This window comes from Nostoc sp. (assembly GCF_036916975.1).
In the GTDB taxonomy this organism is placed as follows: Bacteria; Cyanobacteriota; Cyanobacteriia; order Cyanobacteriales; family Nostocaceae; genus Nostoc.
This window is the reverse complement of record NZ_JBALFF010000014.1, coordinates 55,528-82,525: the sequence shown is the minus strand read 5'-3', so window position 1 is coordinate 82,525 and position 26,998 is coordinate 55,528. Positions and strand designations below refer to the sequence as shown.

The 26,998-nt window shown below is 42.8% G+C and carries 17 protein-coding genes; 9 read left to right on the top strand and 8 right to left on the bottom strand.

Annotated elements, in window-relative coordinates:
* Positions 1 to 64: 64 nt before the first annotated feature.
* On the bottom strand, positions 65 to 349 hold the full coding sequence (locus V7K73_RS03160; protein WP_334877058.1) for an Npun_R1517 family heterocyst differentiation transcriptional regulator: 285 nt from the start codon (positions 347 to 349) through the stop codon (positions 65 to 67).
* 874 nt (positions 350 to 1,223) lie between these two features.
* Here V7K73_RS03160 and V7K73_RS03155 point away from each other — a divergent pair.
* The 4 genes from V7K73_RS03155 (at position 1,224) to V7K73_RS03140 (ending at position 6,974) form a co-directional block, all read left to right on the top strand.
* On the top strand, positions 1,224 to 1,583 hold the full coding sequence (locus V7K73_RS03155; RefSeq protein WP_334877056.1) for an NAD(P)H-quinone oxidoreductase subunit M: 360 nt from the start codon (positions 1,224 to 1,226) through the stop codon (positions 1,581 to 1,583).
* 597 nt (positions 1,584 to 2,180) lie between these two features.
* The gene (locus tag V7K73_RS03150; RefSeq protein WP_334877054.1) at positions 2,181 to 4,451 is read left to right on the top strand and encodes a PP2C family protein-serine/threonine phosphatase; all 2,271 of its coding nucleotides are present in this window, start codon (positions 2,181 to 2,183) and stop codon (positions 4,449 to 4,451) included.
* A 147-nt stretch (positions 4,452 to 4,598) separates the two neighbouring features.
* Positions 4,599 to 6,179, top strand: a complete 1,581-nt coding sequence (locus V7K73_RS03145; protein ID WP_334877053.1) for a CHAT domain-containing protein — start codon at positions 4,599 to 4,601, stop codon at positions 6,177 to 6,179.
* A gap of 147 nt (positions 6,180 to 6,326) precedes the next feature.
* Complete coding sequence (locus V7K73_RS03140) at positions 6,327 to 6,974, top strand: hypothetical protein (RefSeq protein ID WP_334877051.1); 648 nt, start codon at positions 6,327 to 6,329, stop codon at positions 6,972 to 6,974.
* Positions 6,975 to 7,205: 231 nt separating this feature from the next.
* On the opposite strand, the gene V7K73_RS03135 is transcribed toward V7K73_RS03140, so the two are convergent.
* From V7K73_RS03135 to V7K73_RS03110, 6 genes are all read right to left on the bottom strand, one after another.
* Complete coding sequence (locus V7K73_RS03135) at positions 7,206 to 8,588, bottom strand: PrsW family glutamic-type intramembrane protease (RefSeq protein ID WP_334877049.1); 1,383 nt, start codon at positions 8,586 to 8,588, stop codon at positions 7,206 to 7,208.
* 636 nt (positions 8,589 to 9,224) lie between these two features.
* The gene (locus V7K73_RS03130) at positions 9,225 to 9,674 is read right to left on the bottom strand and encodes a nitrate reductase associated protein (protein WP_334877047.1); all 450 of its coding nucleotides are present in this window, start codon (positions 9,672 to 9,674) and stop codon (positions 9,225 to 9,227) included.
* Between the two features lie 417 nt (positions 9,675 to 10,091).
* A complete protein-coding gene (locus tag V7K73_RS03125; RefSeq protein ID WP_334877045.1) occupies positions 10,092 to 10,550 on the bottom strand; it encodes a phosphate-starvation-inducible PsiE family protein in 459 nt (152 codons plus the stop codon).
* 362 nt (positions 10,551 to 10,912) lie between these two features.
* A complete protein-coding gene (locus V7K73_RS03120; RefSeq protein WP_334877043.1) occupies positions 10,913 to 13,198 on the bottom strand; it encodes a molybdopterin oxidoreductase family protein in 2,286 nt (761 codons plus the stop codon).
* 318 nt (positions 13,199 to 13,516) lie between these two features.
* Entirely contained in the window at positions 13,517 to 15,013 is a 1,497-nt protein-coding gene (locus V7K73_RS03115; protein WP_334877041.1) for a NarK family nitrate/nitrite MFS transporter, read from the bottom strand.
* A gap of 104 nt (positions 15,014 to 15,117) precedes the next feature.
* Positions 15,118 to 16,722 (bottom strand): ferredoxin--nitrite reductase, encoded by a 1,605-nt coding sequence (locus V7K73_RS03110; protein WP_334877039.1) that lies wholly within the window; start codon positions 16,720 to 16,722, stop codon positions 15,118 to 15,120.
* 844 nt (positions 16,723 to 17,566) lie between these two features.
* On the opposite strand from V7K73_RS03110, the gene V7K73_RS03105 reads away from it, so the two are divergent.
* From V7K73_RS03105 to V7K73_RS03085, 5 genes are all read left to right on the top strand, one after another.
* Positions 17,567 to 17,980 (top strand): QcrA and Rieske domain-containing protein, encoded by a 414-nt coding sequence (locus V7K73_RS03105; RefSeq protein WP_334877037.1) that lies wholly within the window; start codon positions 17,567 to 17,569, stop codon positions 17,978 to 17,980.
* A gap of 495 nt (positions 17,981 to 18,475) precedes the next feature.
* Positions 18,476 to 19,837, top strand: a complete 1,362-nt coding sequence (locus V7K73_RS03100; protein WP_334877035.1) for a HEAT repeat domain-containing protein — start codon at positions 18,476 to 18,478, stop codon at positions 19,835 to 19,837.
* A gap of 108 nt (positions 19,838 to 19,945) precedes the next feature.
* The gene (locus tag V7K73_RS03095) at positions 19,946 to 20,956 is read left to right on the top strand and encodes a LysR family transcriptional regulator (RefSeq protein ID WP_334877033.1); all 1,011 of its coding nucleotides are present in this window, start codon (positions 19,946 to 19,948) and stop codon (positions 20,954 to 20,956) included.
* 357 nt (positions 20,957 to 21,313) lie between these two features.
* On the top strand, positions 21,314 to 23,740 hold the full coding sequence (locus V7K73_RS03090) for an arylsulfatase (RefSeq protein ID WP_334877031.1): 2,427 nt from the start codon (positions 21,314 to 21,316) through the stop codon (positions 23,738 to 23,740).
* 394 nt (positions 23,741 to 24,134) lie between these two features.
* Positions 24,135 to 25,193: an anthranilate phosphoribosyltransferase family protein gene (locus V7K73_RS03085; protein WP_334877029.1), complete on the top strand. Its 1,059-nt coding sequence runs from the start codon at positions 24,135 to 24,137 to the stop codon at positions 25,191 to 25,193.
* Between the two features lie 54 nt (positions 25,194 to 25,247).
* On the opposite strand, the gene V7K73_RS03080 is transcribed toward V7K73_RS03085, so the two are convergent.
* Complete coding sequence (locus tag V7K73_RS03080) at positions 25,248 to 26,843, bottom strand: MHYT domain-containing protein (protein ID WP_334877027.1); 1,596 nt, start codon at positions 26,841 to 26,843, stop codon at positions 25,248 to 25,250.
* Positions 26,844 to 26,998: the final 155 nt, after the last annotated feature.

Below are 26,998 nucleotides of genomic sequence, written 5' to 3'. Positions count from 1 at the left end.
GAACCACGCAATCAACATTTGATTTGATGCCCAATTCATGTTTCTTCCTACTTAAATTACACCTTTAAGTTGGGGGATTTTCAGCAACATTACGCAAGCGCATCAACTGGCGTCGCATTTGAGGTGACGCTTTAAACTCCGACACTTCTTGCGCTTTAACGGACGCTTGCAGTGTCTCTAGAAAGTCGTCAGAACCCTCGGTCAAGGCATCAAGTAATACCTGTAACAGTTGTTCGCGATCGCCCAATAGACTCTTTTCCTCAATCAACCGGAATTTGAGATGGATTTCGCACTCATAAACACCTACTTCGAGATTATTTATCTGGCGTGGTAATGCTTTGGAGTTCATAGCTATTGAGATTCCTTTACTTGGTGGTCATGAGGGTAAGGAGGTAGATGCCCAGCAAAATTCTTTATATCTTCTTTGAATCCAAAGTGCTTGAATTAAGAATTTTTCTTCATCAATCACCTTTGTATTCCATTTCAGTCTCCTGTGTTTTATTTTCAAGCTAAATTTTGATGTGGCTGTGCCAGATATAACTTATGGTAAGCCATAACTATTATTCAGTTTTTAAGATTCTACACAATAAAGTTTCTGTAAGAAGTTGTCGGGTCTTTTTAAAGCTTTTTACCTCAACTTTATGTTAACGTCAATCACAGTTTGACTTGTTACTTGAATTTTGGTGTTTATACGTAAGTAAAATCGCTTAACTTTTGGGAAATTATTAAAGCCAGAGGTCGATCTAGCCCTCTTCAGTAAAATTACTTGATGTACGTTTTTTGCAATAGAAAATTCCCAATAAATTGATCAGCAGAATTATTCAGGTAAAAACTTTTGTTCTCTATAAAAAAATGTACACAGATCAAAATATTCCTGTTGAGTGCCTCACCCCACTAGCTTTTAGGCTTTATGAGTAGGGAAATTTTAGCAGTAGATAAGATTAGCACATCGCTTTGACTTGTTTGTATACGCCAAATAAAAATACTTTCCCCAGTAATTTTTACAAAAAAATAATTGGAGTACTGTCAGTACTAGCTGCTAATTGTGTCTTCAACTCCTAACAGAAGTAGTAAGTTAATCAGTACAGGTGATATTTTTACTTATGCTCATTCAATATACCCTTTTGAAACTGCGTTCAAACCTTGTAAATTGAGAGCATTCAAGCTTGAATATAGCGTTTACAATAATTTCAGTGTAATCCACCCAAATCTTACACCCTTTTATGGATAACCCGATGCTGCTCAAGTCCACAACCCGGCATGTCCGCATTTTTGCAGGCGAAATTGACCGGGATGGCGAACTGATTCCCAGTCAACAGGTCTTAACGTTAGATATTGACCCAGATAACGAATTTAACTGGAATGAAGATGCGCTGCAAAAAGTTTATCGAAAATTTGATGAACTAGTAGAAGCATCTAGTGGCGCAGACCTCACAGACTACAACTTGCGCCGTGTTGGGTCAGACTTAGAGCATTATCTGCGATCGCTCCTGCAAATCGGCGAAATCAGCTATAATCTATCTGCCCGCGTTACCAACTACAGTATGGGAGTCCCCCAAGTCGCAATCGACGACAAAAAATAAGCGAATGAGTTGGCGGCGATCTGGGTGAACTTTTCTGACAATTCAGATTCATCTGGAAAAGCTAACGATTAACCTAACCCCCTAACCCCTTTCCCGACGTGGGAAGGGGGAAGATTTATCTGTGATCCGTTGCGACCTCCCCAAAAAGAACCCGGAAACGAGATTAGCAGATTTTTAGAGCCACTTCATTAGTCAGGTATTTTGAATAGTTCACTTATCTTAATTCTTAATTAAAGTTAATTATTGCTATCCTACTTATAAACTAAATAAATACCTTGATTATCTCCCTCTTGATGATGGGGTAATTCAGCAAAAGCTTGGGGCGCACTTATGCTTGGGTTATGCTTTGGGAACAGGGTTTTTTGTTAGTTGCTTCTTGATGGATCGCAGAGCAATAGAAGCTATGATGAGGCTGTATGGTTGACTTAGGAGCGTATTTTTTGGATAAATAAGTATTAGCACCTGCTGATATCCCCCAGCTAAAATCATCAAATCATCATCTATCTGGGTATGTCAAGTTTAAGAAAGATGAGCGGTCTAGATTGTCCCTAATAATGCTGTTAAAGAAATTGCCAATCGCTTCCCGGTGCGAAAACTATGGAAAATGACGCGGCAACGCTCTACTGTACAAATGAAAGTTGTCAGGCTGCCAACCCCCTGACTCACAAGTTTTGCCTGCGATGTTCCACGCCCCTAACCAAAAATTACCTCTGGGCTGTGGTAGATGGCCCGAGTGTGGGTAGCCCTGGAGAAATATTAGCCGATCGCTATTTAGTTCTTGATAAATTTGTTCTTTTAGATACGAAACCTGGTTTATTAGCGCTAACGCCTGAATTAGATCACTTACAGCCTCTAAAAGCTTATCTGAGACTGATTCCCTACCGTTTACACATACCGCAGGTATATGGAGTGCTTTTTCTCGGTGATGGACCTTCGCATCGAGAAATATTACTTTTAGAAAAACCTCCATTATTAGTAGATGACAAAATCCAACAAGTGCATTTGTGCAGCGAGTTAACCTTGGCTTGGCGTGATGCTACATCAATGCGCCAACTCAATTGGTTATGGCAAATAGCTCATCTGTGGCAACCTCTTGCGAGTGAAGGTGTCGTCTCTAGCTTGCTTGACTCAAATGTATTACGGGTAGAAGGATCGTTAGTGCGTTTGTTAGAATTGCGCTTCGATGCCGCACCATCACCAGAATTGCCCCAACTAGGTCAATTTTGGCAGCAATTAGTTAATAGTGCCAAACCAGCCATAAGTGAATTTGTTGATCAGGTTAGCCTTTCCTTAATTCAGGGAAAAATTAATTCAACCGATCAATTAATCGGAGTTTTAGATAGCGGGCTGGCTGGGTTAGGGCGATCGCAAACACCCTCAATCAAAATTATCACCAAAACCGAGACAGGGCCAAGCCGCCAACGCAACGAAGATTCCTGTAGCCCACCCAGTGGAACTCTAGTGAGCAAACCACCCCAGCCAACTGCCTTAGCAATTGTCTGTGATGGCATCGGTGGGCATGAGGGGGGCAATGTCGCATCAAATTTAGCCATCGAAACGATCCAGCAACAAGTACACCAACTAACAAAAGTTCCTTATGACCACATAGACCCCTCAGTGCTACTTAATGACCTAGAAAAGGCAGTGGCAATTGCTAATGACAAAATTAGTCAGCGCAATGACAATGAAAATCGCCAAGGTCGTCAGAGGATGGGTACGACTTTAGTAATGGCATTGCCTGTTGCTCATGAAATGTACATTACCCACGTCGGTGATAGTCGTGCTTACTGGATTACCCGCCACGGCTGTTATCAAGTTACCCTCGACGATGATGTTGCCTCCCGCGAGGTGCGGCTAGGCTATACCATTTACCGCGAGGCTGTACAACAGAGTGCTGCTGGCTCTCTGGTTCAGGCTTTGGGTATGGGGCCTAGCACTTCATTGCATCCCACATCGACACGGTTTATGCTCGACGAAGATGCTGTTTTTCTGCTCACATCCGATGGTTTGAGTGATTTTGATCGGGTGGAGGAGTACTGGGAAACAGAAATCTTGCCGATTCTAGTTGGGGAAGTCCCCATAGCAAATGTTGCGGATAGATTAGTAGAAATCGCTAATACTAAGAATGGACACGATAATGTCACGATCGCTTTAGTCCATTATCAAGTCCAATACTGGGAACCAGAAATTACGATCAAAGCCGTCATTCCAGAGAGTTATTCTACCAAAACTATTGATTTTACATCCAGGGCGACAGATCCGACACTTTTAGGTAGCCCAAACCATAAAACTCAGGTGATTCCAGACACTGAGCCTGCTAAAAGTTCTCTACCGCTACAGTGGATTGTTCCATTAATATTTGTGGTAGCAGCAGGTGGTTTAGGATTGTTCGTGAAGCAACTGCGATCGCCATTAGTCCCGTTTATTTCATCCACTCCGATCCCAACTTCAAATCCTACCATAGAAGCGACACCCACAGTGCGATCGCTAGCCAACCTTTCTGCTGGGTGGGTAATTAAAACTAACAATCCAATACCCTTGGGAAACAACCAATCGCTTCCCCCTGGAGCTTTTTTACAAGTTATCAACACAAAACCAAATCCTAAACCTGCTTCTGGCAATCTTTCGGTGTCTATGCGAGTCTGTGCCAATAAAAACACACAAACCCCAGCTAACACTAATAATCCCGCCGTAACTCCCTCAGTGCCATCAAATTCAAAAGCTTTGCCAGCAACAGTATTACTGAACTTCTCCGAACTCAAACGCTTTGGTGTCTCTGTTTTACCAGAAGATGCACCAAGTCCATGTACACCTGTCACACAACCGCCAGTTAATCAACCACCCGACGACGACACCAGTCAAACTTAGTGAAATAATCGATAAACTGGTAAAAACCTGGAATAATAACAGGTAACAATCAGTGTAAAAAACTTACAAGGTAAAAAAGTAGAAAGTTTTCACCTTGGAGAATTGTTATTTGAAATTATTTATTTTAGTTTTTATTTTAATGAATCCATGCCATCCCTGAATTTGGCGATCGCCCGTCTCCTTAACACTGGCACTGACAACTTCGCCATTTGGGTGGTCAAAGCTCCCTATCCCAGTGGCTACGTTTTACGTGACTGTGTATGGCCTGATGAACTCAATCACGTCTGGCAAGAATGGCAGCAAATGTTTGCTGGTCATAGTCACTTAAATATTTCCCCAAACTCAACATCCCAAAAGTCCAACCCATTCCCCATAGATTTCATTTCACCCCCTTCAGGTCAACCCATTGGCCCCTACAGCAGTCGTCTGATGCAAAACTTGGGAATGAATTTATGGCGCTGGGTATTTGAGGGGCAAATTCTTGGTAGTCTAGAACGCAGTCGCGGTATTGCTATGGGTCTGGATACACGTTTGCGCTTCCGCCTAGAAATCCGTGACCCGGATTTGATTGCTCTGCCTTGGGAAATTATGCAGCGTGAACCTGGTCAATCAGCTATGTCTCTCTCCCAAGATTTGCTATTTAGTCGCACCAGCAGTGAAGTTGACCCCTTACCACATTTGCGAACTGACCAGGCTTTAAATATCCTGCTGGTTTTAGGTCATGATGACAAGCTGCAACTAGAACAAGAAGCTGCTATTTTACAGCAAACTCTTGCAGATACCATTGTGGGTGGTAATTCCCAAAAATGTGCACCTTGTATAGTGAATCAACTCCTACAACCAACTCCCCAGGAGTTGATTCAAGAATTAGAAACCAGAGCATACAATGTTTTGTTTTACGCTGGACATGGTTTGCCAGGGCCAGACGGGGGGTTACTGTTTTTGCGACCAGACATGCCCCTAAATGGGATAGAATTGGCGCAAGTATTGACCCGTACAGGTGTGAAATTAGCAGTTTTTAACGCCTGTTGGGGCGCACAACCAGCTGCTATCAATCATCAAGCTATCCCTACCAGCAGTTTAGCCGAAGTGTTGATTCGTCATGGTGTGCCTGCGGTTTTGGGGATGCGCGATGAAATCGCCGACCATGAAAGCCACAGTTTTATTCAAGCCTTTACCGAAGCTTTGCGATCGCACAAGCCAATTGATGAAGCCGTAGCCCAAGCTAGGCAAGAGTTGTTAACACTGTATAAATTTAATCAACCTGCTTGGACTTTGCCTGTTCTCTATCTGCATCCAGATTTCAATGGCGAACTGATTAAAAATCTGGATGAAGGTATTACCGAACTACCAGACACAGCCATTCCTGATATCGGTTCCCCGGTTCCTTCTGCTTCGTTGCGATCGCAAAGCCCAAAAGGTAAAATCTGGTCACTGCGTTATGGAGTCACCCGCATCGGCCGCACGAAAGACAATGATATTGTCATCCCCGAACCATCTGTATCCAAACGCCACGCCGAAATCTTTTGCCGCAATACTCTTACTGATGCTACATTGGTGCAAAGTTATTACTTGCAAGATTTTTCCACCTACGGGACAACCTGGTTTTTAGGCCCTAATGGTTGGCAACAAATCCTCCGAGAGGAAGTCCCATTGAAATCGGGAATGCAGTTAAAGTTTGGAAGTGCTAGAGCCGAAACCTGGGAGTTTATTATTGAAGACTGCTAGCAGAGCTATTTTAAAAATAAATTTGAGTCTTTAGCATCAATCTTTAAAATTTGTTTTTTTGTAGAAAAATCCAACTGCTTTTGCGGAAATCTCTTCTGAGGAGTTGTAGCTGTAAATACCACTAAGTAATATGTGAGGTAATGAAAAATGGCTAATAAAATTAACGGCTCAGATACTTTCTCTTCTTTGCCATATAATGTAAATTTAGAATTATTAGAAGCCTTACTCGAACCAGACGATGCTATCTATCCGTGCAATCCAGGTGATGAAGAGTCAGAAGCTTATTTTAACGAATTAGAACAACACTTTGGAATGCAAGATTTGCTTGAGGAAGAACTGACAAAGCGATCGCAAGATTTTTATAGCCATCTAGACACACTTTGGTCTGGCATCTCTCAAGCGTCAGACTCTGATCACAATCCTCAACAAGCATTAGTGCTGAATCTTCAACAAACATTATCTAGTACTTTTGCTGCCTGTGTCCCCCAAGCATTGCTCAACACCATCGCCACCAAAGCTGCTGAAATTCTTGCTGCTCAACAATCAATTAGTGAACAACTGGTTGAGTGTGTTCAGACAGTACTACCAAATTGGGGAACAGAGGATCTTTTAGTTTTGGCTCGTCCTTTTGCTTATGCTATGCGTTGCACCGAATCGCAAAATGCGGCATCTGCACTCAGTAATCTTCAAAATAGCGAGTGGACAGCTTTATCCGAAGTAGAGAAAGCAAAGGTCAGTTTAGCGATCGCTTCTTATGCTTTTAATCAACTCAACAAGTCTGAATATGAAGCATAAGTTGAATCAACTGTCTCTTTTTTCTACTTAAATTTTTGGTGCAGATAGATTTATCTGTTGATATTTATGCTGCAAGTTTAAGCATCCACTAATTTTTACTATTTGTCTATTATCTATAGTGAGCCTAAACTAACCTCACAATAAGCTGATTAAAACATTAGGTCATCTATCCCAAGATATAAATATTCAAAAGTAATTGGGCATTGATTATTAATTCTTCTGCCCCATCTCTTATTTTGGCCCAAGAAATCGGGTAGCAAAATTTTGCGATCGCGTCGGTGATAGCGCCCGGGCCTTGAGAATTGCTGCCATCAAAAAGGCGTAAGATAATACCCCAACAACCACCAACAGCAAGGCATTGATTGATCCTGTAGCATTCCACAAAGCATGGAGCGCCGCAGCACTAAGATAACCAATAGAGAGAATTTGCCAACTTCTACTGGGTTTGAGGACAGCCAACCCAATAAAATAACCCAGATAGCCACTATAAGCCATGTGTCCAGCTACAGAGCCTAAAATTCGCGGAATTAGCAGTTGCAAACCCGCCAGTTGACCAGCAGCGCCTGTACCCACCTGTTGCGTCACATTTTGAGTAATATCTGGCACATATTGTCCGAGAGTTTCCAAAAGAGTGAAGCCCACAGCAGAAGCTGTTCCCAGGAGAATACCATCTAGTGGTTCCCAGATGCCTATGCGTTCCCGCCAAGGTGAAGACAATATTCTCCCGATGGCAAAAGCCCCTAGTACAGGCAATGCCTTGAGTAATTCCTCCATCAAGCCAGCGCCAAAAAACATCCGCACCAGCAACTCTGTAAAGGTGGTAGATTCTTGCGATGAGGGCAAATTTCCAGGTAGGACGGTGCGAAATACGAAGATAAATAAATCCAACAGCGGACTTAGCAAAATCAGCATTGTACCTAGTGCCGCAGCCATTAGTACCCACCAAGGCTTCTGTTTACCGCAAAGTTGGTAAACAAAATAGTAGGCAGCGAAGGCGATGTAAGTAGCTACAATCACTTGATTAGCTTGGGGCTGACCGACTGTAGCAAACATTAACACTACAAAGATTACAGTCAGTACTCCCGGTATAAGGTAAGCTTTACGAGTTAAATCTTTACCAGTGGAAATAATCGGAAAAAGCTGGGTGAAGCTAACAGAATCTGGTTGCTTTAATTGGGTATGGCTGTGGTGATTTGTCGCTGAAGGTAATGGTGTAACTTGGTTAACTGTGGTGGCGGGGGTGAGTGAGGTAAACTCGTACTCAAAAACGTATTGCGGGCCATCAGCACCTAGAGAAATGCGATCGCCTGGGTGCAATTCTTGACATTCATACAAGCGTTGTCCATTCAAATAAGTGCCATTAGCACTATTTAAATCACAAAGCACCCAGCTGAATTTGCTATCTGGCGATAGAGAGAGGGGACGAACCACTGCATGACGACGAGATACCATTCGGTACATCATGGCATCCAACACAACTTGGCAGCTGGGGTCGCGTCCAATTACCATCTCTTTACTGGGGGGCAGGGAATAGCGGGATTCTGATCCAAAAGCTGCCCCATTACCAGACACTAGCCGCAGAAATGCATTATGTCTTGCGTGTTTGCCTGTCATGGATAAGAAGTGCGTTTTTAAACTAATTATTATTCAACATAATTTTGCAGCAGGACTAACCTTAGCCACATTAACAGCAGCATTGCTAAATCCACTATAGCTTCACTTCCTGCTAAGAAATTTAAATTTATAGAAGCAAAATTTCAAATTGTTTTACTTAACGTAAATAAGTATTCCATTTACTCTTGAGTTTATCCTGAAACTGGCTTGTTAGGCGGATAAATCAGATTGTATCGGCTGTGTACTCAAGACATCCTAACTGCAAAACCCACGGCAATTTATTAAAGAATAGTATTTTTTATTGCATTTTGTTCTATTCCAAAAATATATAATTTTCAGTGGTCTTTTATGAGTTAGTACCGCAAGGCAAAAGTCAATGAAGAGGAAAAGGGGCAGTTATTGCTGTTCTTGCTGGGGGAAAACCCCCTAACCCGCAACTCGTCGCTCTAAGGGGGAAAATTCAAAGTGTCTGACGCTACGTGCTTGGTTGTTGGGCAAAGCCCGAAGGGCGAAGTGGCTCCTCGTTAAAGGAAGAGAGAAATAGAAGTGAGGTTTTCTAGATGACCTGAATTGTCAGGCAAGTTAACAAACTTTAATGCACCCTACACATTTGTTGTGTTAATGACTATTGACTAATTAAAGCAGATGGAATTCTGCGATCGCTCTTTTAAAATTTTGATTTTCATGTCCTGGGCGGCTGAGTTTAATCAAGGCAAAACGCTGTAAGGGCGTTAAACCTGCCCAATGTTGCGGTGTCAAGGTTACACCTATTTCTTGAGCTTTTTCCTGGAGGCTAGGTGGTACAGTGGCATCTAGCCATGCGGGATGAGGCTCGATGGGCAATTTTGTAGGTGGTATACCCGTGCGTTGTAAAATTAATTGCTGGATATGCTGGCGGTAAGACTGAATTTCTATTTCTGTAGTGCAAGGTAATTCGACTAAAGCTTGACGCTCGGCTGTAGTCATTTGATTCCAATCAGACAATTTTAGCTTGATGCCACAAGTATCTAATTTGCAACGCACCTGCATGGGGATGCAGCGTAGAGAATCAACAAAGTCTGCTTCAAATTCAAAGAAATCTGTCATAAGAAAGTATTCAAAATTAAAGATTTTTAACCATCAATGGACGGTGCATTACGCAACGCTTTCACACCCTACATATACCTAGATTTTTTCTTTTCATAAATAAAATCGAATTGCTATATATTGGGGAGCATCCCGTCAGGTGCAAAAACTTTGTGTTTGCCCTCATCTCCTAACCCCGAATCCCATTGGAATTTGGGGAACTAGAATTATCTCTCCCCTCTCCCAAAAATGGGAGAGGGGCTGGGGGTGAGGGAAAAGATTTAAGCCAAAATTGGGATGCTCCCATATATTGTCTGCTAAAAGTTGAGACTAATTTAATAAGTAAGTGGGTCAAATTAAATATAAAACCTCACCCTCAATCCCTCTCCTTAGTATTGTCGGGGGAAGCCGGAGGCAGGGTGAGGTTTTTTCTTATTTTTAACTGGCATTTTTGGAATTACTGAGACGAATTATCAAATAACTAATTGACAGGGCGAGAATAGCAATTCCTAAACCAATTATATCAAGACCTCCAACTTTTTCTAAGTCAAGAATAATAATTTTTCTGGCAACAGCAATTAAAGATGTGACAATAACTAATTCAACTTGAAAAACGTGTTTTCGTAAATATGCTGTGATATTTTCTAAAATTTCTAAAGCAATTAAAACATTTAAAAATAGCCCAAAAATTTTATACAATGTTGTGTAAAACTTTGCATAAGGCGCTGTAAATAACTCTTTAAAAATAAATACCCCCAAATCCGCGATCGCTACCAAAATTACGATCACCATAAAAATAGATAGAACCTTAGAAACTAGCACCTCTATGTTTTCAATGATGTGCATGAAGTTCTCATCTTTGGTAGCCCCTACAATTTTCCTCAGTAACTTTTTCATCTGCTGCACCCGATTTTTAAATAAAAGAAAATCCCATAGATAAATCTAGAGGATTAAAATAAGATGATTTGTAATAATGTAGGTAGGCGTAATTAAGCATAACATCAAACCTCACCCTCAATCCCTCTCCAAATCATCGGAGAGGGAAGCCGGAGGCAGGGTGAGGTTTTATATTTAATTTGACCCACTTACTATCTGATGTTGATTCTTTCCCATAACTTAACTCGAAACTAGTAAAACCTCTGCTTACTAGAAATTTAGCCTCTTTAGATATGGTAATTGGTATGGGTTAATAGTAGAGAGCCATAAAAAATTATAATCACTATTGGCTATTAATTATTGACTAAATTACCTATTGGTGATTAGGTTTTAAGCCCAATTTTTTGATAACCTTTATTTTTGGCTGTTTCTACAGGGATTGGTATCATCTGCACAGCACAGGCTTTTAATTCTGGTTGGAGCGAATCGGGGCAAGATTCTGGATGGGTGAGGGCGTTGGCTTCAGCATTATCTGCCCACAGTGAACCCCAGTGCATGGGGACAAAAACTGTACCAGGCGCGATCGCTTTTGTGACTTTAGCAGGAAACTTCGCTTTACCGCGACGCGATCGCACTTCCACACACTGATTATCTACAATACCTAATTTAGCAGCATCACGGGGATGAATTTCGATAAACGGTTCGGGATGCATTTTACAAATTTTTTCAATTCGCCCGGTACGCGTCTGGGTATGCCAGTGTCCGTAAAGTCGTCCGTTAGTTAGCACAAAAGGATAATCTGGGTCTGGTGGTTCTGCCAATCCCTTTGAGTAATATGCCCCAAATCGGGCGCGTCCATCGGGGGTGTGGAAGCGTAAATCAGTGTAAAGGCGTTTGGAGTTTGGAGTTAGAAGTGAGGAGTTAGGAGTTAGAAGTGAGGAGTTAGGAGTTAGAAGTGAGGAGTTAGGAGTTGAAGATTCTAATTCATAACTCCTAACTCTTAACTCATCACTTTTTTCTGGGTGAGGCCATTGAGTCGGGCCTTCTGATTGTAGTTGCGCGTGAGTGATACCCGTCATATCGCAGGGGCGAGTTTTAGTTAGTTTGACAAACTCAGCATAAACTTCAGCAGAGTTAGCAAAGGCAAACTCTTTCTCAAAACCTAATCTCCGTCCTACTTCGGCGAAAATTTCCCAATCGGCTTTCGCTTCTCTTGGCGGTTGGCGAAATTGTGAACATAAAGTTATCACCCGTTCGGAGTTTGTCATCACACCAGTTTTTTCACCCCACTGGGCTGCGGGTAGCAGAACATGAGCATAAGCAGAGGTTTCTGTGGGATAATATGCGTCTTGGTAGATAGTGAAAGGCGATCGCAATAATGCCTTCTTCGTCCGCTCCAAATCTGGCATACTCACAGCTGGGTTGGTAGCCGCAATCCACAGTAACTCTACAGCGCCATCTTCCAAACCAGTAATCATATCCCAAGCAGTCAAACCGGGATTTGGCGAAATCTGTCCTGGCTGAAATCCCCAAAACTCTTCAACTTCTGCTCGGTGCTGAGGATTTTTCACCGTCCGATAACCCGGTAATAAATGGGACAAACCTCCGGCTTCTCGTCCTCCCATTGCGTTTGGTTGACCGGTGAGGGAAAAAGGGCCAGCCCCAGGTTTGCCAATCTGTCCAGTCATCAGGTGCAGGTTAATGATAGTTCTTACCTTAGCCGTCCCTTCTGAGGATTGATTTACACCCATTGACCACAAAGACAATACTCGCTCTGATTTACCCCAATAGCGAGCTGCTGTTTCTAAATCTTCAATGCTGATTCCACATTGACGAGCTACTATTTCTGGGGGATAGTGGCGAATTACTTCAGCATAAGCCGGAAAGTTACTGGTACACTCGTCCATGAACATCGGATCAATATAGTTCCAGCGCATCAACAAGTGAGCGATGCCGTTTAACAAGTCGATATCTGTACCGGGACGAATCGCTAAATGTAAATCAGCTGCTTCTGCGGTTGGCGTGCGCCGGGGATCAACCACAATCATTTTGACTTTGCGGTTCTTTTTGTGATACTTTTCCAGCCGATTGAAAACGATGGGGTGACATTCGGCTGTATTAGTACCAATTAAAAATGCACAGTCAGTTAACTCCAAGTCATCGTAACAACAGGGCGGCCCATCTGAGCCAAAGCTTTGAATGTAGCCAGCCACTGCACTAGACATACATAAGCGAGAGTTGGCATCAAAATTATTACTACCCAGACAGCCTTTCATCAGTTTTTGGGCGATGTAATAATCTTCAGTTTGAAACTGGCCAGAACCATACATACATAAGGCTTCTGTCCCTTGGGCGGAGCGTACTGTTTGAATGCGCTGCGTGATAATATTAAAAGCTTCATCCCAACTAACGCGGTGAAACTCTTGATCTAAAGAGTCTCGCACCATTGGGTAATGTAATCTATTTTTATCTAAAGATTCTGCGATCGTTGCGCCTTTGACACAAACCATTCCTTGACTAGATGGATGGGCTTTATCACCGCGCACCCGCCAAGTTGGATTTCCTTGACTATCTCGATTAGTTGCTTTGCCAAGTTGGGCTGGGGGTGAAACTTCTAAACCACAGCCGACACCACAGTAAGGACAAAGGGTTTTGGTAAATTCACTCATGGCAGTTGTACCATTTTGTTATTTTGATTGTGCAACCTCAGATTTAGCAACTGTTTGAGGGTTTGTAGTAATCACTGAGAGGCTCATATCCCCGACTTCTTCAAGAAGTCGGGGATCTTTTTGTTTAAGTAAGTGGGCGCAAATAATCATCACAAGCTCGTAGTTGCGCTTTAGCGCATCTTTATCCGGATGCGCTAAAGCGCAACTACGAGCCAAATACAGAGATTTTACTTTTCGTTACATAGTTTGGTTTTATTTTGTCTACCTACTTACTGCAAAGATTGCTATAGTGAGTTTCCGATTTCATCGTTGAGTTAATTATTCTTCAGTTAACAAAATAGGTGCTGGGGTTTCTGATGCTTGATTTTCATAAGCGGCGGCAAAGGAACCTTTTGGTTCTTTGAGGAAGAAGGCGCACATGAAAGCACAGACTAAAGCAGCTATTCCCATTGTGGAAAACAGTGTTGGAGCGTCGGTTAAGCTAAAAATTGTTAGGTAAACTACGCCGCCAAAATTACCGTAAGCTCCCACATTACCAGCAATTTGTCCCGTGGCTTCTTTTTTAATTAGAGGTACGATGCTGTAGGTTGCACCGCAGCCAGCTTGGGCAAAGTAGGCAGCCAACATTGTAACTGCGATCGCTAGCGGAATTGGCCAGCTACTATTAATAAAATGTGCAATCAAATAACTAACACCAATGCCGGCACTGATAATTGTCATTGTCCATTTACGTGAGCTAAATTTATCAGAAATTAAGCCACCACTGGGACGAGAAAACAAATTTAAGAATGGATAGCTAGCAGCAATCATCCCAGCTATAACATGCTCTAAAGCAAAAGTTTTTTCAAAGAATGCCGGCAGCATCGAAACAACTGCTAATTCGCTGCCAAAGCTAGTTATGTAAGTGAATTCGAGTAAAGCTACTTGACCAAATTGAAAGCGTTCAGATGGAGCGTAAGTTTTTTTACCAGTTAGAATTTCTCGGTTTACCTGCCAAGCTTTATAACTTTGGAAAGCAAATAATCCTGCTAATACGAACCAAGTCAGATACATTTGGCTCAAAGTCAAAAAGTGAATCTTCTTTTGTTCTAAGCGCCAAGCTAATAAACCTAGAGCGAAAATCAAACCAAAATTCGAGACTATCATCGCCCAGAAGCTTTTAATACTGGTGACTTCTAGAGAACCATTTTTCTTAGGTTTCTTGTAAACTTTGCCTGGGGGCGTATCTTGGACGTTGTTGTAATAAATTACGCCGTAAATAGCTGTAATAATCCCTGTAAGTGCGATCGCAAATCGCCAGTTAGAAGCACCACCAGCCAAAAAGCTAGTACCAACTGCAATCATCGGTAAGGCAAACTCTGCGCCAAAAGCCCCAAAGTTACCCCAACCGCCATAAATACCTTGAGCAATTCCCATCTCCTTGGGCTGAAACCATTCCGCCACCATGCGGATACCCACAACAAACCCAGATCCGACAATTCCCATCAGCAAACGACTGATGACTAGTTGATTAAAATCTTGCGCTAGCGCCGTCGCTAAACAAGGAACTACCGCAAACATCAGCAGCATTGAGTAGGTGATTCTGGGGCCAAAACGATCCAGAAGCATCCCAATAATTAACCGGGCGGGAATTGTCAGAGCAAGGTTACAGATGCCTAAAGTTTTAATTTGCTCTGGTGCTAAATGTAGTTCTCTGCCAATGGTTGTAGCAAAGGGTGCAAAGTTAAACCAACAAACAAAGGTGAGAAAAAAGGCAAACCAAGTCTGATGTAAGATGCGGTAGCGATCGCTAAATGAAAATAAGTTTTTAAGCATTCTAACCTTTCTAATTGAATAAAATACGGAGAAGAGGTACAGCAAGATGAGGCTTTGAACTCGAAAGTTGAGCCTTTAAGATTGAAGTATGAGTTTTGCCCAGTTTAGTTACTAACTAGTAGGGCTTCTTGCTTGAGTTTTGCCCCAAAATGTTTAATGAGCAAATCTTGTAATACTGGCTGCAAGTCTTCGCATGGTATGCCTTTAGTGACGCAAGTTCCTAAATGAGCGTCTTTGCCAACTTTGCCACCCATATATATGTCAACGCCTTCTAAGGTTTTGCCATTTTTGCGAGTTTTGGTTCCCATCAAGCCAATGTCTGCAACTTGAGGCTGTCCGCAAGAGTTGGGGCAACCTGTCCAGTGAATTCGGACTGGATTGGTGAAGGTTAAATCTTCTTCTAAGGCTTTTATCATTGCCAGGGCGCGGTTTTTGGTTTCGATGAGGGCAAAGTTGCAAAATTGTGCGCCTGTGCAGGATACTAGCGATCGCGTCAGCAAACCTGGATCAATAGAAAACCTTTCTAGCAATGGATATGTTAAAAATGTTGCTAAACGCGAGTCAGAAATGTTGGGGATAACGATGTTTTGCTCAACTGTGAAACGGATTTCGCCACTGCCATAAACTTCAGCTAGACAGGCAATTTCAAACATATCTTCGGCATACAGCCGACCGACGGGAATATTTAAGCCTACGTAATTTAATCCTGGCTGTTTTTGTTTATATACCCCGATGTGGTCGCGTTTTTCCCAGTCGATTTCGTCTTTTGCTGCTGCGGGTAATAATGATTTACCCAAACGGCTTTCTACTTCTGCTCGAAACTTTTCTACACCCCATTCATCAATTAGCCACATCAAGCGGGATTTTTGCCGATTAGCACGCGGGCCATGATCACGAAAGACTTCCAAAACCGCTCTACATACAGCTACCACATCTTCAGGAAGTACCCAAGCATTCAGAGGAATCGCCGCTTCACAACGTTTAGCTGAGAAAAAGCCACCGACTAGGATGTTGAAGCCGAAAATTTTAGAGGGGAAATTTTGCTCCTCTGCTCCCCTGCTCCCCTGCTCCCCTGCTTCGTTAAATGCTGGAACAAAAGCTAAATCGTTAATTTCAGCATGAACTGAATTGTCTCTTCCACCTGCGATCGCAATATTAAACTTCCGTGGTAAATTGCTAAACTCTGGGTTCCCTTCGCCTTTGTTGGTGAGCATATCTTGAATTTGCTGTACCAACTCTCGTGTGTCATACAACTCATCTGCATCCAACCCCGCCACCGGATCGCCTGTGATATTGCGAACGTTATCCATCCCTGACTGGATAGTGGTTAAACCAACTGCGTGAAATCTATTAAAGATATCTGGTAAATCTTCAATTCTAATCCCCCGTAATTGGATATTCTGCCTCGTAGTAATATCAGCGCAACCATCATCTCCGTAACGCTGTACCACTTGGGCTAAAACCCGCATTTGACTGCTGCTGAGAATACCGTTAGGCATCCGCAACCGCATCATAAACTTACCTGGGGTAACTGGGCGAAAAAACACACCCACCCATTTAAGTCGATGATCGCGATCGGTTTCGTCCATCGCTTCCCACCCCAAGGCAGCAAATTTCTCTATCTCATCCTTGATAGCCAGTCCATCTTTTTGAGCCTTGAATTTCTCGAATTTGTTGAGGCTAGTAGTGGTAGTTGCTGTGTCTGTCATCAGGCTGACTCTCGTTTAAATTACTGAATATGTTGATAATTGCCTAATATCAATCAACCCGTAGTTCCATCAGGTGTTGTATCTACAAGGGTTAGGGAATAAAAACTTAATATTTGCTTACGGTTGATTATTTTTACTTGAGAGCATTGAAACCGAAACTCCAAATCCGTAATTAGTTAAGGAAAACTTGTTGCCATTTACATCTTGAAAATTTGTCAAGCACGTTTAGATAATGTTCATGTAACAATTTCGATACTTATAACTTAAAGCCAGATTTCTGTTAAAATCGTATAAATGGCTACGGTTTTTTGGTAATATTGCTTAAAACGGATAAAGAATATGCATTTTTTGCATAAAAGGCAGCCAATGTCCCACGCAAACTCCTCAACGATCGGTATTTGAAATGCTCGAAGGGATTTTAGATTGCCATAAATCAATTCTGAATCCAAAATTGAGCGGCAGATGTTAGCTAAAACTTAGATAAGGTTTATCTAAGTTGAGAACCGTAGTTTTCACCCTCTCCTTAAAGCCCTCTCCCAAATGCTTGAGAGGGAGTTTGAAATTCTGGCTTTTCTTGGACTATATCAGGACTTACGCAAAAACTCTCTCAAACTCTTATTCCTCTGTGTCGCGCCAGTTGCTTCTCCCAAGGGGAGACGCTGCGCGAACAAGTCGGGGAACCCGCCCAACGCACTGGCTTCTCTGCGCCTCTGCGGTTCGTTTTTTGGTCATTTTGCGTAAGTCCTATATATATAAAGGATAGGTTGGGGGATGAGGGCAAATCCTTTTGAAAACAGTTGAACTACAGGTTTCAAGATAGACGTGGTTTATTATTTCAGCAGCTATGAAACGTCGTGATTTTATTAATTGGGTAGGTTTGAGTGGGATAGCGAGTTCTCTACCTGTAGCGATCGCAGCTTGTTCTTCTCAAACAACTCCAGTATCTAAGAATTGGGAAACAATAGGTACATCGGCAGAATTAGATAAAACTGGTCAATTGCTGGCGAAAAACTCACCTGCTGGGCCTGTGTTGGTAGTCGGTACATCTAAAGGCGCAAATCTGACAGCTGTTAACCCTACCTGTACTCACGCAGGTTGCACAGTGGGATGGAAAGCTGAGACAAAAAAATTCGTCTGTCCTTGTCATAATTCAGAATTTGGCATTGACGGTAAAGTGCAAAAAGGCCCAGCCACAGAAGCGCTTAAAACTTATGCCGTCAAAATTGAGGGTAATTCAGTTGTAGTCAAGTCAAGCTAAAATAATTCGTAATTCGTAATAGAGCCTCCGGCACGCTGCGCGGTTTTGATGCCCAAAGGGCTGTACGTAATTCGTAATTCGTAGTATGCACTTTAGTGCTTAAATCAGAACTAAAATCCTCACTACGATCTGATAACATTGGTGTAATAATGTACTAAAAAGTAGAGTAATACCAATTCCCTAAAATCCTGATACATATTATAGATTTATATCTATCGTAAGGGCATGGCAAAGACAAGCCCCTACCAGTGTATTTGTATTATTATTAAAGTGAAATAGAACAAGGGCAAAGGAAAACAGGGGAGTATCCCGTCAGGTGCAAAAACCTTGATAGCCCTCATCCCCTAACCCCGAATCCCATCCTTTGAGATTCGGAGAACTAGAATTATCTCTCCCCTCTCCCATTTTTGGGAGAGGGGCTGGGGGTGAGGGAAAACAGCGATTTATTTACGATTTTGTGCTTTCGTTGTATTCATATAATTCACAATTCAGGGTATGGTGAGTAATATCAACCAGCTTTTAGTGGAAGCCCAAAAAGCATACGATGCAGGTGATTGGTCATCACTAATTCAAGATTTACAACAATTAATCTTAGAAACAGATTCGGAACATCCAGAGATAATTAAAAATCGAGAATATCTGCTGAAATTAACACTTTCAATGTTAGAGATGGGAGATTTTCAGCAACGCTGGGAAATCACCAAGGTGTTTACTCGCTTGGGAAATATTGCCATATTTCCACTGATTGAGATATTAGAAGACGAAGATGCAGAGGAAGAATTACGCTGGTATGCAGCACGAACTTTAGGCGAATTTCAGCACCCAGAAGCGATCGCACCCTTAGTTGAATTGTTGAAAACCGATGAGGATGAAGAACTCAAAGCGATCGCAGTTACAGCACTGGGGCAAATGGGTACTGTTGCGATTACTTCACTAACTGAACTTTTAGCAGATGAAGATACACGGCTTTTAGCCGTGCGATCGCTTGACTATATTCGGCAACCAGAAACCATCACACCGCTATTGAGTGTAGTGCAAGATCCACAAGCAGCAATCCGCACGGCTGCAATTGAAGCCCTCAGCAGTTTTCATGACGAACGTGTACCAGCAGTATTGTTAAATGCTTTAAATGATATCGCCGCCACCGTTAGGCGTGCAGCAGTGCTTGGTTTAGGTTTTCGCCCCGACTTACGCGAAGCCTTAGATTTGGTAACGAGACTGCAACCCAAGCTTTACGACTTTAATCTTGATGTTTGTTGTGCAGCCGTAGTTTCCCTTTCTCGGATGGGTTGCGATCGGGCAGCCCAACAATTATTTAAGCTGCTAATATCACCCCATACACCACTACCACTGCAATTAGAAAGCATCCGCGCTTTGGTTTGGGTGGCGACACCATCCAGTTTGGAATATTTGCAAATGGTATTTAATCAAAGCACTTCAGAGACACTTTGGCAAGAAATTGTTACAGTTTTGGGGCGAGTGCAAAAGCCGCAAACTACACAAGCCACAGAAATATTATTGCAAATACTGCGATGCCTTTCCTGCGGAACGCTACGCGAACGCCGAGCTTCTCTACGAGAGGCAACGCCAACGCTCACGCAACATCCAGCCAGAGAAATTACCAGTGTCAATTGTGCGATCGCTTTATCTTTAGGGCAGTTAGGCAAAATGCAAGCTATTGAACCATTGATTTCGCTGCTAGCTGACAAAAATGCATCGGTGAGACTACATGCGATCGCGGCACTAAAAAATTTGGATAGGGAAGCCGCACATCAACAATTGCAGCAATTAGCAAATAACCCCGAACTTACATCAGATTTGCAACAAGGAATAGCGATCGCTTTGGCTGAGTGGTAAATTTTCTTAAAATAGCGCGATTATAGGCTTGTAACAAACCCTACCAAATTGCGATTAAAAATCCCTTAACTTAATGAAACCGATAAATGTAATTCAGGCTACATAAAAATGCGCCTAGAACAGTTACAGGCTTTTCTAACGATCGCACAAACCGGCAGCTTTCAACAAGCAGCGCGAACATCTGGTGTTACCCAATCGACGATTAGTCGCCAAATCCAAGCATTAGAAGCAGATTTGGGTATAGAACTGTTTCACAGAACTAGTCAGGCAAAATTGACACTGGGAGGTGAATGTTTACTACCCCGCGCCCGCAAAATTTGCCAAGAATGGCAGACAGCTACAGAAGAATTAGCTAATTTAATCGTCGGTAAGCAGCCAGAACTTTGCATTGCCGGGATTCACTCAATATGCGGATCTTACTTACCTCCAGTGTTACAAAAATTTTGTCATGATTATCCAGATGTGCAATTGCGGGTGACTTCATTGGGAAGCGATCGCGCCCTGAAAGTCCTCAAAGATGGATTAGTAGATTTAGCAATTGTGATGAATAATCGCTTTTTAACCACAGGTAGAGAAATGGTGGTAGAAGTACTTTATGATGAACCGATAGAAGTTTTAACCGCAGCCAATCATCCCCTAGCCGAATATGAATTCATCCCTTGGTCGGAGCTAATTCGTTATCCTCAAGTGGTTTTTAAAGATGGTTATGGGATGCAACGCTTAATACAAGATAAATTTGAGCAAATGGAAGCCACACTCCAAGCGGCTTTAGAGGTAAATACCCTAGATGCCTTCCGGGGAGTAGTGCGCCAAGGAGAACTGATCGCTTTGCTACCTCAATCAGCATTATTAGAAGCACGTCTTGACCCTACCCTAGCGATTCGTTCCTTAGTCAGCAATAGTACTAGTGGTTTAGCAGATGGTTGCAGTTTGACTCGTCGGGTAGTAATGGTAACAACTCAAGACCGGCTGCAAATTCCCCCCATCAAACACTTTTGGCAACTCGTGCGCGAAAATATCCCACTGCAAATTCAGGACTTAGGCAACTGGCACAACAGGATTTATGCAACTGGAACAATTGAGGGCGCGATGCAACCGCGCAAAGTGCCTAACAACTAAATGACGAACATTAGTAAGCTGTTCCACAAATAAACTTGCATATATTGGGCGGGCTTTCCTGCCCACCCCACAACAGCACTCTTCTCTACGAGACGCTCCGCGAACGTCACAAAACGTAATTACGAATTACGTACAGCCCTTTGGGCATCAAAACCGCGCAGCGTGCCGGAGGCTCTATTACGAATTACGAATTATTTTAATTGCTCTGTACCTTTTTATTTCTGGTCATTACTGCTGCTAGTACAGCGGTATCATGCTTTTGATTCATCTAATACTACGATAATTCGATAGATTTATAGTACAATATTTGCATTTATTTGTACTATAAACCTTCTGCTCATAAAGGAGGCAGGTCTGTTGAACAGAAAACGGAATCTATCATTTATTCAAAAAGTCAAGCAAAAACTTGTTTCACCAACTGCTTGGTTAGCGCTAGTTGTGTTTAGCATCTTGCTGGTTACTGGCACAACGATCGCCAGCAGTTTAGCCCAGAATCCTGCTCCCTTGGCAGGTAATGCAAGTACGCAAGCTTACGCTGGATTTAAAGGCAAAATTGGCAGAACTTTGGCAGAATCAACACCCTCGTGGACTCCACAGCCCCCATCAGTTTTAGCCGACAAATCTCTCACTTCATCCTCCACCACCACAGCACCAAAACAGTCCCCCAACATTCTTGTTTTCCTAATTGACGATCTGGGCTTTTCGGATTTAGGCCCCTACGGTTCAGAAATCAGTACACCAAATATTGATAGATTGGCAGCTAACGGACTACGATTTAGCAACTTCACAACGCATCAGCTTTGTTCTCCCACACGAGCATCTTTATTGACGGGATTAAATGCCCATTCTGCGGGTGTCGGTTGGGTTGCTGAGGGAAACCCTGGTTTTCCCGGTTATGCGGGTGAAATTCAGAGCAATGTCGTAACTCTGGCAGAAATTTTCCGTAGCAATGGCTATTCTACCCTGCTGACCGGTAAGTGGCATTTGACTCAGACTTACGATCGCACCGCCACCGCTTCATTAAATTCCTGGCCGTTACAACGCGGGTTTGAACATTTCTTTGGTTTCTTAGATGGATTGGAACATCCCCAGAAACCCCATATTCTCTACGAAGACAATACACCTATTTCAGTTGATCGCTATCCTGAGAATTTCCTCACTACTGATTACTGGACAGAAAAAGCGATCGCATTGCTCAAAGAAGCAAAAACTAAGTCTCCAAACAAGCCATTTTTCTTGTATTTTGCCAACAATGCTGTTCATTCACCGTTTAATATTCATCCAGCAGACCTTGCCAAATACCAAGGCAAGTATGATGCAGGCTGGGATGTGCTACGCCAGGAACGCTACCAGAAGCAACTTGCATCAAAGCTAATTCCTGCCGACACTCAACTACCACCGCAAAATCCAGGGGTTAAAGCTTGGGCTACACTATCGGCTGAAGATAAAAAGCTATTTGCTCGTTATCAGGAAGCCTATGCAGCCTTCGTTGATAACTTGGATCAAAACTTTGGCAAACTCTATCAATATCTAGAGTCCACTGGGCAACTCAAGAACACAATTATCATTGTTGCTTCAGATAATGGGGGTTCTGGAGAAGGCGGGACAGATGGGACGACGAATGTAGCTCGACATTACTCTGGTTTACCAGACGATAAAGCCCTGGATATCAGTCGGTTCAAGTTGATAGGTAGTCCTCAGACTGCGCCTCACTATCCTATTGGCTGGGCAACCGTTTCTAATACACCCCTGAAGCGGTACAAGTTCTTTACCCTTGGGGGCGGTAGACGGAATCCCTTGATTGTTTCCTATCCAGCAAAAATCAAAGATTTAGGTGCTACCAGGACACAATTTACGCACATCACAGACATTACACCTACCCTTCTAGAATTGACAGGCATCAAGCATCCCGACAGGTTTAATGGCAAACCGACAAAACCTCTAGAAGGTACCAGCTTTGCCTATCTCTTGAATGATGCCAATACGCCCTCTCAAAGAACTGAACAATATTATGAGAATGCAGGCAATAGAGGGTATTACAAAGATGGTTGGTATGCTGTCACCGAACATGAGACGGGGAAACCATTTAGTGACTCCGAGTGGCAGTTGTACAACCTTAACAAAGATTACTCCGAAAGCAACAATGTGGCGAACCACTATCCAGAGAAAGTCAAAGAACTCGCAGCAGCCTTTGATGCTGCGGCATTCAAGTATCAAGTTTATCCCCTGTTAGAATCCCCACAACATGGAGGAGTGCCACCTTATATCAAGGATAAAGTGAAATCGAAGACATTCCATGCAGGTGACTTGGTACTGGAACCGGACATTTTGCCCTTGGTGAGCGATCGCGATTATACCATCCAGGTAAAGGCTCAGTATAAAGCAGGCGATCGCGGCGTGATTCTTGCCCACGGTGGACAGGAAGTTGGTTATATCTTCTATATTGAGGATGGCAAGCTGTTCTACGAACACAATAACTATGGTCAGTCGATTAAATTTCCCGCAGTCTTGCTACAGCCAGGTCAACTTAACATCGATTTGAATTACGATGCACTGGGCAAGCGCCAAGGGTCTGGAACACTCTTTGTCAACGGGCAGCAAGTCGCGGCAGGTAAGCTGGGGCTAACGTTTAGTAGCTTTCCCTATGAAGGATTGGACATCGGTAAAGATGCCCGTAGCCCCGTCTCATGGGATCTCTACAAAAAATATGGGGTCTTTAAATACACTGGTGCGATCGAACAAGTCAAATACGTACCGGGTTCACCCGCACCTGATGCCAAATAGTAGTAGAAAATAGGGAAGAGATAAGTAATCGGACAAAATTAATTACACAAAAATTTGGACTTAAATCCTTGACTGGCAAAGGATTGATAAATAACTAATATGTAATTAATTTTGTCCAGGTACTTATTTTTATTGGGCTATAGAGAACAAAACCTTTAACAAAAACAAGGCACACAAAGATTTGTACGCCCTATTACGGCTACAGTATCGGAGTGTGCCTTCTGCTTTGTTACGCTCATTCCCAGGAATAAACCTGAAGTTCAGACTGTATTGCAGCGAAGTCAGAACCGCTATAGTCATTTTCGGTTATTCACAAAGGACAGTGGACAAATGACAGTGGACAAAGGACAAAGGACAATGGACAAATGACAGTAGACAATTAGACTTTGGACAAATGAGCAATGCATTTCGGGAATTACTGCAAAAAGTAGGTAGCGGAAATCACACAAGCGAGAATTTAACTCGCGCCCAAGCAGCCACCGCCACTAAAATGATGCTGCTGGGTGAAGCTACACCAGCCCAAATCGGAGCGTTTTTGATTGCTCATCGAATCAAACGTCCTACAGGGGAAGAGTTAGCGGGAATGTTGGATGCTTATGATGAACTGGGACCAAAACTGCAACCAATCGTTTCTGGGCGACCAGCGATCGCTCTTGGTATCCCTTATGATGGCAGAACGCGCACAGCACCAATTAGTCCGGTGACAGCTTTACTACTCGCCACAGTTGGACAGCCAGTGGTAATGCATGGTGGCGATCGCCTCCCAACTAAATACGGCTTACCTCTAATAGATATTTGGCAGGGTTTAGGAGTCGATTGGACTGTTTTACCACTAGCAAAAACTCAGCAAGTGTTTGAGCAAACGGGAATCGGCTTTATTTATTTACCTCAGCATTTTCCCTTAACTACAAGTATTTGGGAGTACCGCGACCAACTTGGCAAGCGTCCGCCATTGGCCACAATGGAGCTAATCTGGTGTCCTTATGCTGGGGATGCTCACGTAATTGCTGGGTTTGTGCATCCGCCGACAGAAGGAATGTTTCAGATAGCTTTGGGGCTGCGGGGAGTAACAAAATTTACATTCGTAAAAGGATTAGAAGGTAGTTGTGATTTACCGCGCGATCGCACTGCAATTATCAGCTTGTCTTCATCCGTAGCATCCCAAGAGGTAGAACGACTGCACCTCGTACCGCGTGATTACGGCTTTACTACCAAGAACGTACCCCTTGGAACAACTGAAGAACTAGTGGCGGATATGCAGAAGGTTTTGGCAGGTGAACCAGGTGAACTAATGCAAACAGCCTTGTGGAATGGCGGATTTTACCTATGGCGGAGTGGTATTTGTCCAAATATGCCAGAGGGTTTAGCTAAGGCAGAAGAATTATTAACCAATGGTGCAGTAGCAGCTAAACTCCAAGAACTCAATCAGGTAGTAAATTCACTTGAAATTTAACTCTAATCAGTTTAGTTAAATTTTCGTTACACACTTATAAATTTTCCCGCCGATTTACTTACTTTTCATTGGAATTGCTATTCTAAACTCCGTTCCGATACCTTCTTGAGAATTCACTTCTAATGTGCCATTGTGTTTTTTTACCACAATTTCATGCGCTATTGACAAGCCAAGCCCAGTGCCTTTGCCAATAGTTTTTGTAGTAAATAAAGGCTCAAACAACCGTCGTTTGAGGCGATCAGGAATACCAATTCCATTGTCAGTAATCCTAATTACAACCCAATCTTTAGAATTTATTTCTGTTGCAATTTTAATTTGAGGAATTTGATTGCTGATTTTGCCTTCTGTTATGGCTTCATCAAGGGCATCAATTGCGTTTGCCAAAATGTTCATAAATACTTGATTCAGATGACCTAGATAACAGTTTACTTCTGGCAATACTCCATAAGTCTTAATAACTTCAATAGTGGGACGATCCCCATTACCCTTGAGGCGGTGTTGCAAAATCAACAACGTACTGTCAATTCCATCGTGAATATCTACTGCCTTGTCTTCGGCTTCATTCAATCGTGAGAAATTGCGAAGCGATCGCACAATCTCAAGAATGCGATCAGTTCCGAGCTTCATGGAGTCGAGAACTTTGGGTAAATCTTCTTGCATAAACTCCAAGTCGATTTCGTTCACCCTTGCTTTAATTTGAGATCCTGAGTCAGGATGGTAATTTTGGTAAAGCTGCACAAGTTCCAGCAAATTTTGGCTATTTTCTTGCACATAGTGCAAATTGCCATAAATAAAGTTGACTGGATTATTGATCTCATGAGCAACTCCGGCGATAAGTTGACCTAGACTTGACATTTTCTCAGTTTGAATGAGTTGAAGTTGGGATTGCTGAAGCTGCTTCAAAGCCAAGGAAAGCTCTTTTGTCCGATCAATAACTTTTGTTTCAGAAGAAATCACCAGTGCCAAACCTAAAATAGAAAATGTCACAGCACTAATCAGCGACGAGAGCCAAGTCGTGTTGGGTGCAGTAAACTCCCCAGAAAATGATTCCATTTGACTAAAACAAACCGCAGCCATGCCTGTATAGTGCATCATCGGTACGGCTATCCCCATTAATACTGCTGCACCAATTTTCTGCCACCAAATGACTGTTGCTTGATTATGCAAATAGTTCGTTAACCACAGAGCAACTAGTGATACCATCACTGCAATTGCAGCAGAAAGTGTTACCAATCGAAAATCGTAATGAGCGATCGCTGGTAGTTGCATTGCAGCCATGCCTGTATAGTGCATGGTAGTGATGCCCATCCCCATTCCCAGGCTTGCACCTATCAGGTTAGGAATCTGAAGCATTTTGCGGCTAGCAATCCATAGGGCAAACCCTGACGACAAAATTGCAGGTAACACAGAAACTAAAACAATCAAAAAGTCATAACTGATTGGTACGGTTAGATGAAACGCCAACATACCAACAAAATGCATCGACCAGATACCAATTCCAAAGGAACTTGCACCACCAATCAACCAACCAATCCAAGACCACCCTTTAGCCGTTGCGATTCGTTCTGTTAGATCCACAGCTGTATAAGCGGAGAGAATGGCGATTATAACCGAAAGGGCTACTAGATTTAGATCGTAGGAAACAGGCATAATTGATCAATCTACATTTGCTGCTGAGGTTCAGGCAATCTCTATTCTTTGTTTGTCATTGTCAAATCTTTGACTACAGGTACAGGTTTAGATCGAGAGAAGCTCTTACGTATCCTTATTTTCAGAATATAAGCTTCGTTGGCGTAGCGTCTCGT

What these genes read in the sequence shown, in the direction of transcription:
- V7K73_RS03160 (WP_334877058.1), bottom strand. Translation starts at nt 349, where the DNA reads ATGAACTCCAAAGCATTACCACGCCAGATAAATAATCTCGAAGTAGGT.
- V7K73_RS03125 (WP_334877045.1), bottom strand. Translation starts at nt 10,550, where the DNA reads ATGAAAAAGTTACTGAGGAAAATTGTAGGGGCTACCAAAGATGAGAAC.
- V7K73_RS03110 (WP_334877039.1), bottom strand. Translation starts at nt 16,722, where the DNA reads ATGACAGACACAGCAACTACCACTACTAGCCTCAACAAATTCGAGAAA.
- V7K73_RS03080 (WP_334877027.1), bottom strand. Translation starts at nt 26,843, where the DNA reads ATGCCTGTTTCCTACGATCTAAATCTAGTAGCCCTTTCGGTTATAATC.
- V7K73_RS03145 (WP_334877053.1), top strand. Translation starts at nt 4,599, where the DNA reads ATGCCATCCCTGAATTTGGCGATCGCCCGTCTCCTTAACACTGGCACT.
- V7K73_RS03140 (WP_334877051.1), top strand. Translation starts at nt 6,327, where the DNA reads ATGGCTAATAAAATTAACGGCTCAGATACTTTCTCTTCTTTGCCATAT.
- V7K73_RS03155 (WP_334877056.1), top strand. Translation starts at nt 1,224, where the DNA reads ATGGATAACCCGATGCTGCTCAAGTCCACAACCCGGCATGTCCGCATT.
- V7K73_RS03095 (WP_334877033.1), top strand. Translation starts at nt 19,946, where the DNA reads ATGCGCCTAGAACAGTTACAGGCTTTTCTAACGATCGCACAAACCGGC.
- V7K73_RS03150 (WP_334877054.1), top strand. Translation starts at nt 2,181, where the DNA reads ATGGAAAATGACGCGGCAACGCTCTACTGTACAAATGAAAGTTGTCAG.
- V7K73_RS03085 (WP_334877029.1), top strand. Translation starts at nt 24,135, where the DNA reads ATGAGCAATGCATTTCGGGAATTACTGCAAAAAGTAGGTAGCGGAAAT.
- V7K73_RS03100 (WP_334877035.1), top strand. Translation starts at nt 18,476, where the DNA reads ATGGTGAGTAATATCAACCAGCTTTTAGTGGAAGCCCAAAAAGCATAC.
- V7K73_RS03115 (WP_334877041.1), bottom strand. Translation starts at nt 15,013, where the DNA reads ATGCTTAAAAACTTATTTTCATTTAGCGATCGCTACCGCATCTTACAT.
- V7K73_RS03135 (WP_334877049.1), bottom strand. Translation starts at nt 8,588, where the DNA reads ATGACAGGCAAACACGCAAGACATAATGCATTTCTGCGGCTAGTGTCT.
- V7K73_RS03105 (WP_334877037.1), top strand. Translation starts at nt 17,567, where the DNA reads ATGAAACGTCGTGATTTTATTAATTGGGTAGGTTTGAGTGGGATAGCG.
- V7K73_RS03130 (WP_334877047.1), bottom strand. Translation starts at nt 9,674, where the DNA reads ATGACAGATTTCTTTGAATTTGAAGCAGACTTTGTTGATTCTCTACGC.
- V7K73_RS03120 (WP_334877043.1), bottom strand. Translation starts at nt 13,198, where the DNA reads ATGAGTGAATTTACCAAAACCCTTTGTCCTTACTGTGGTGTCGGCTGT.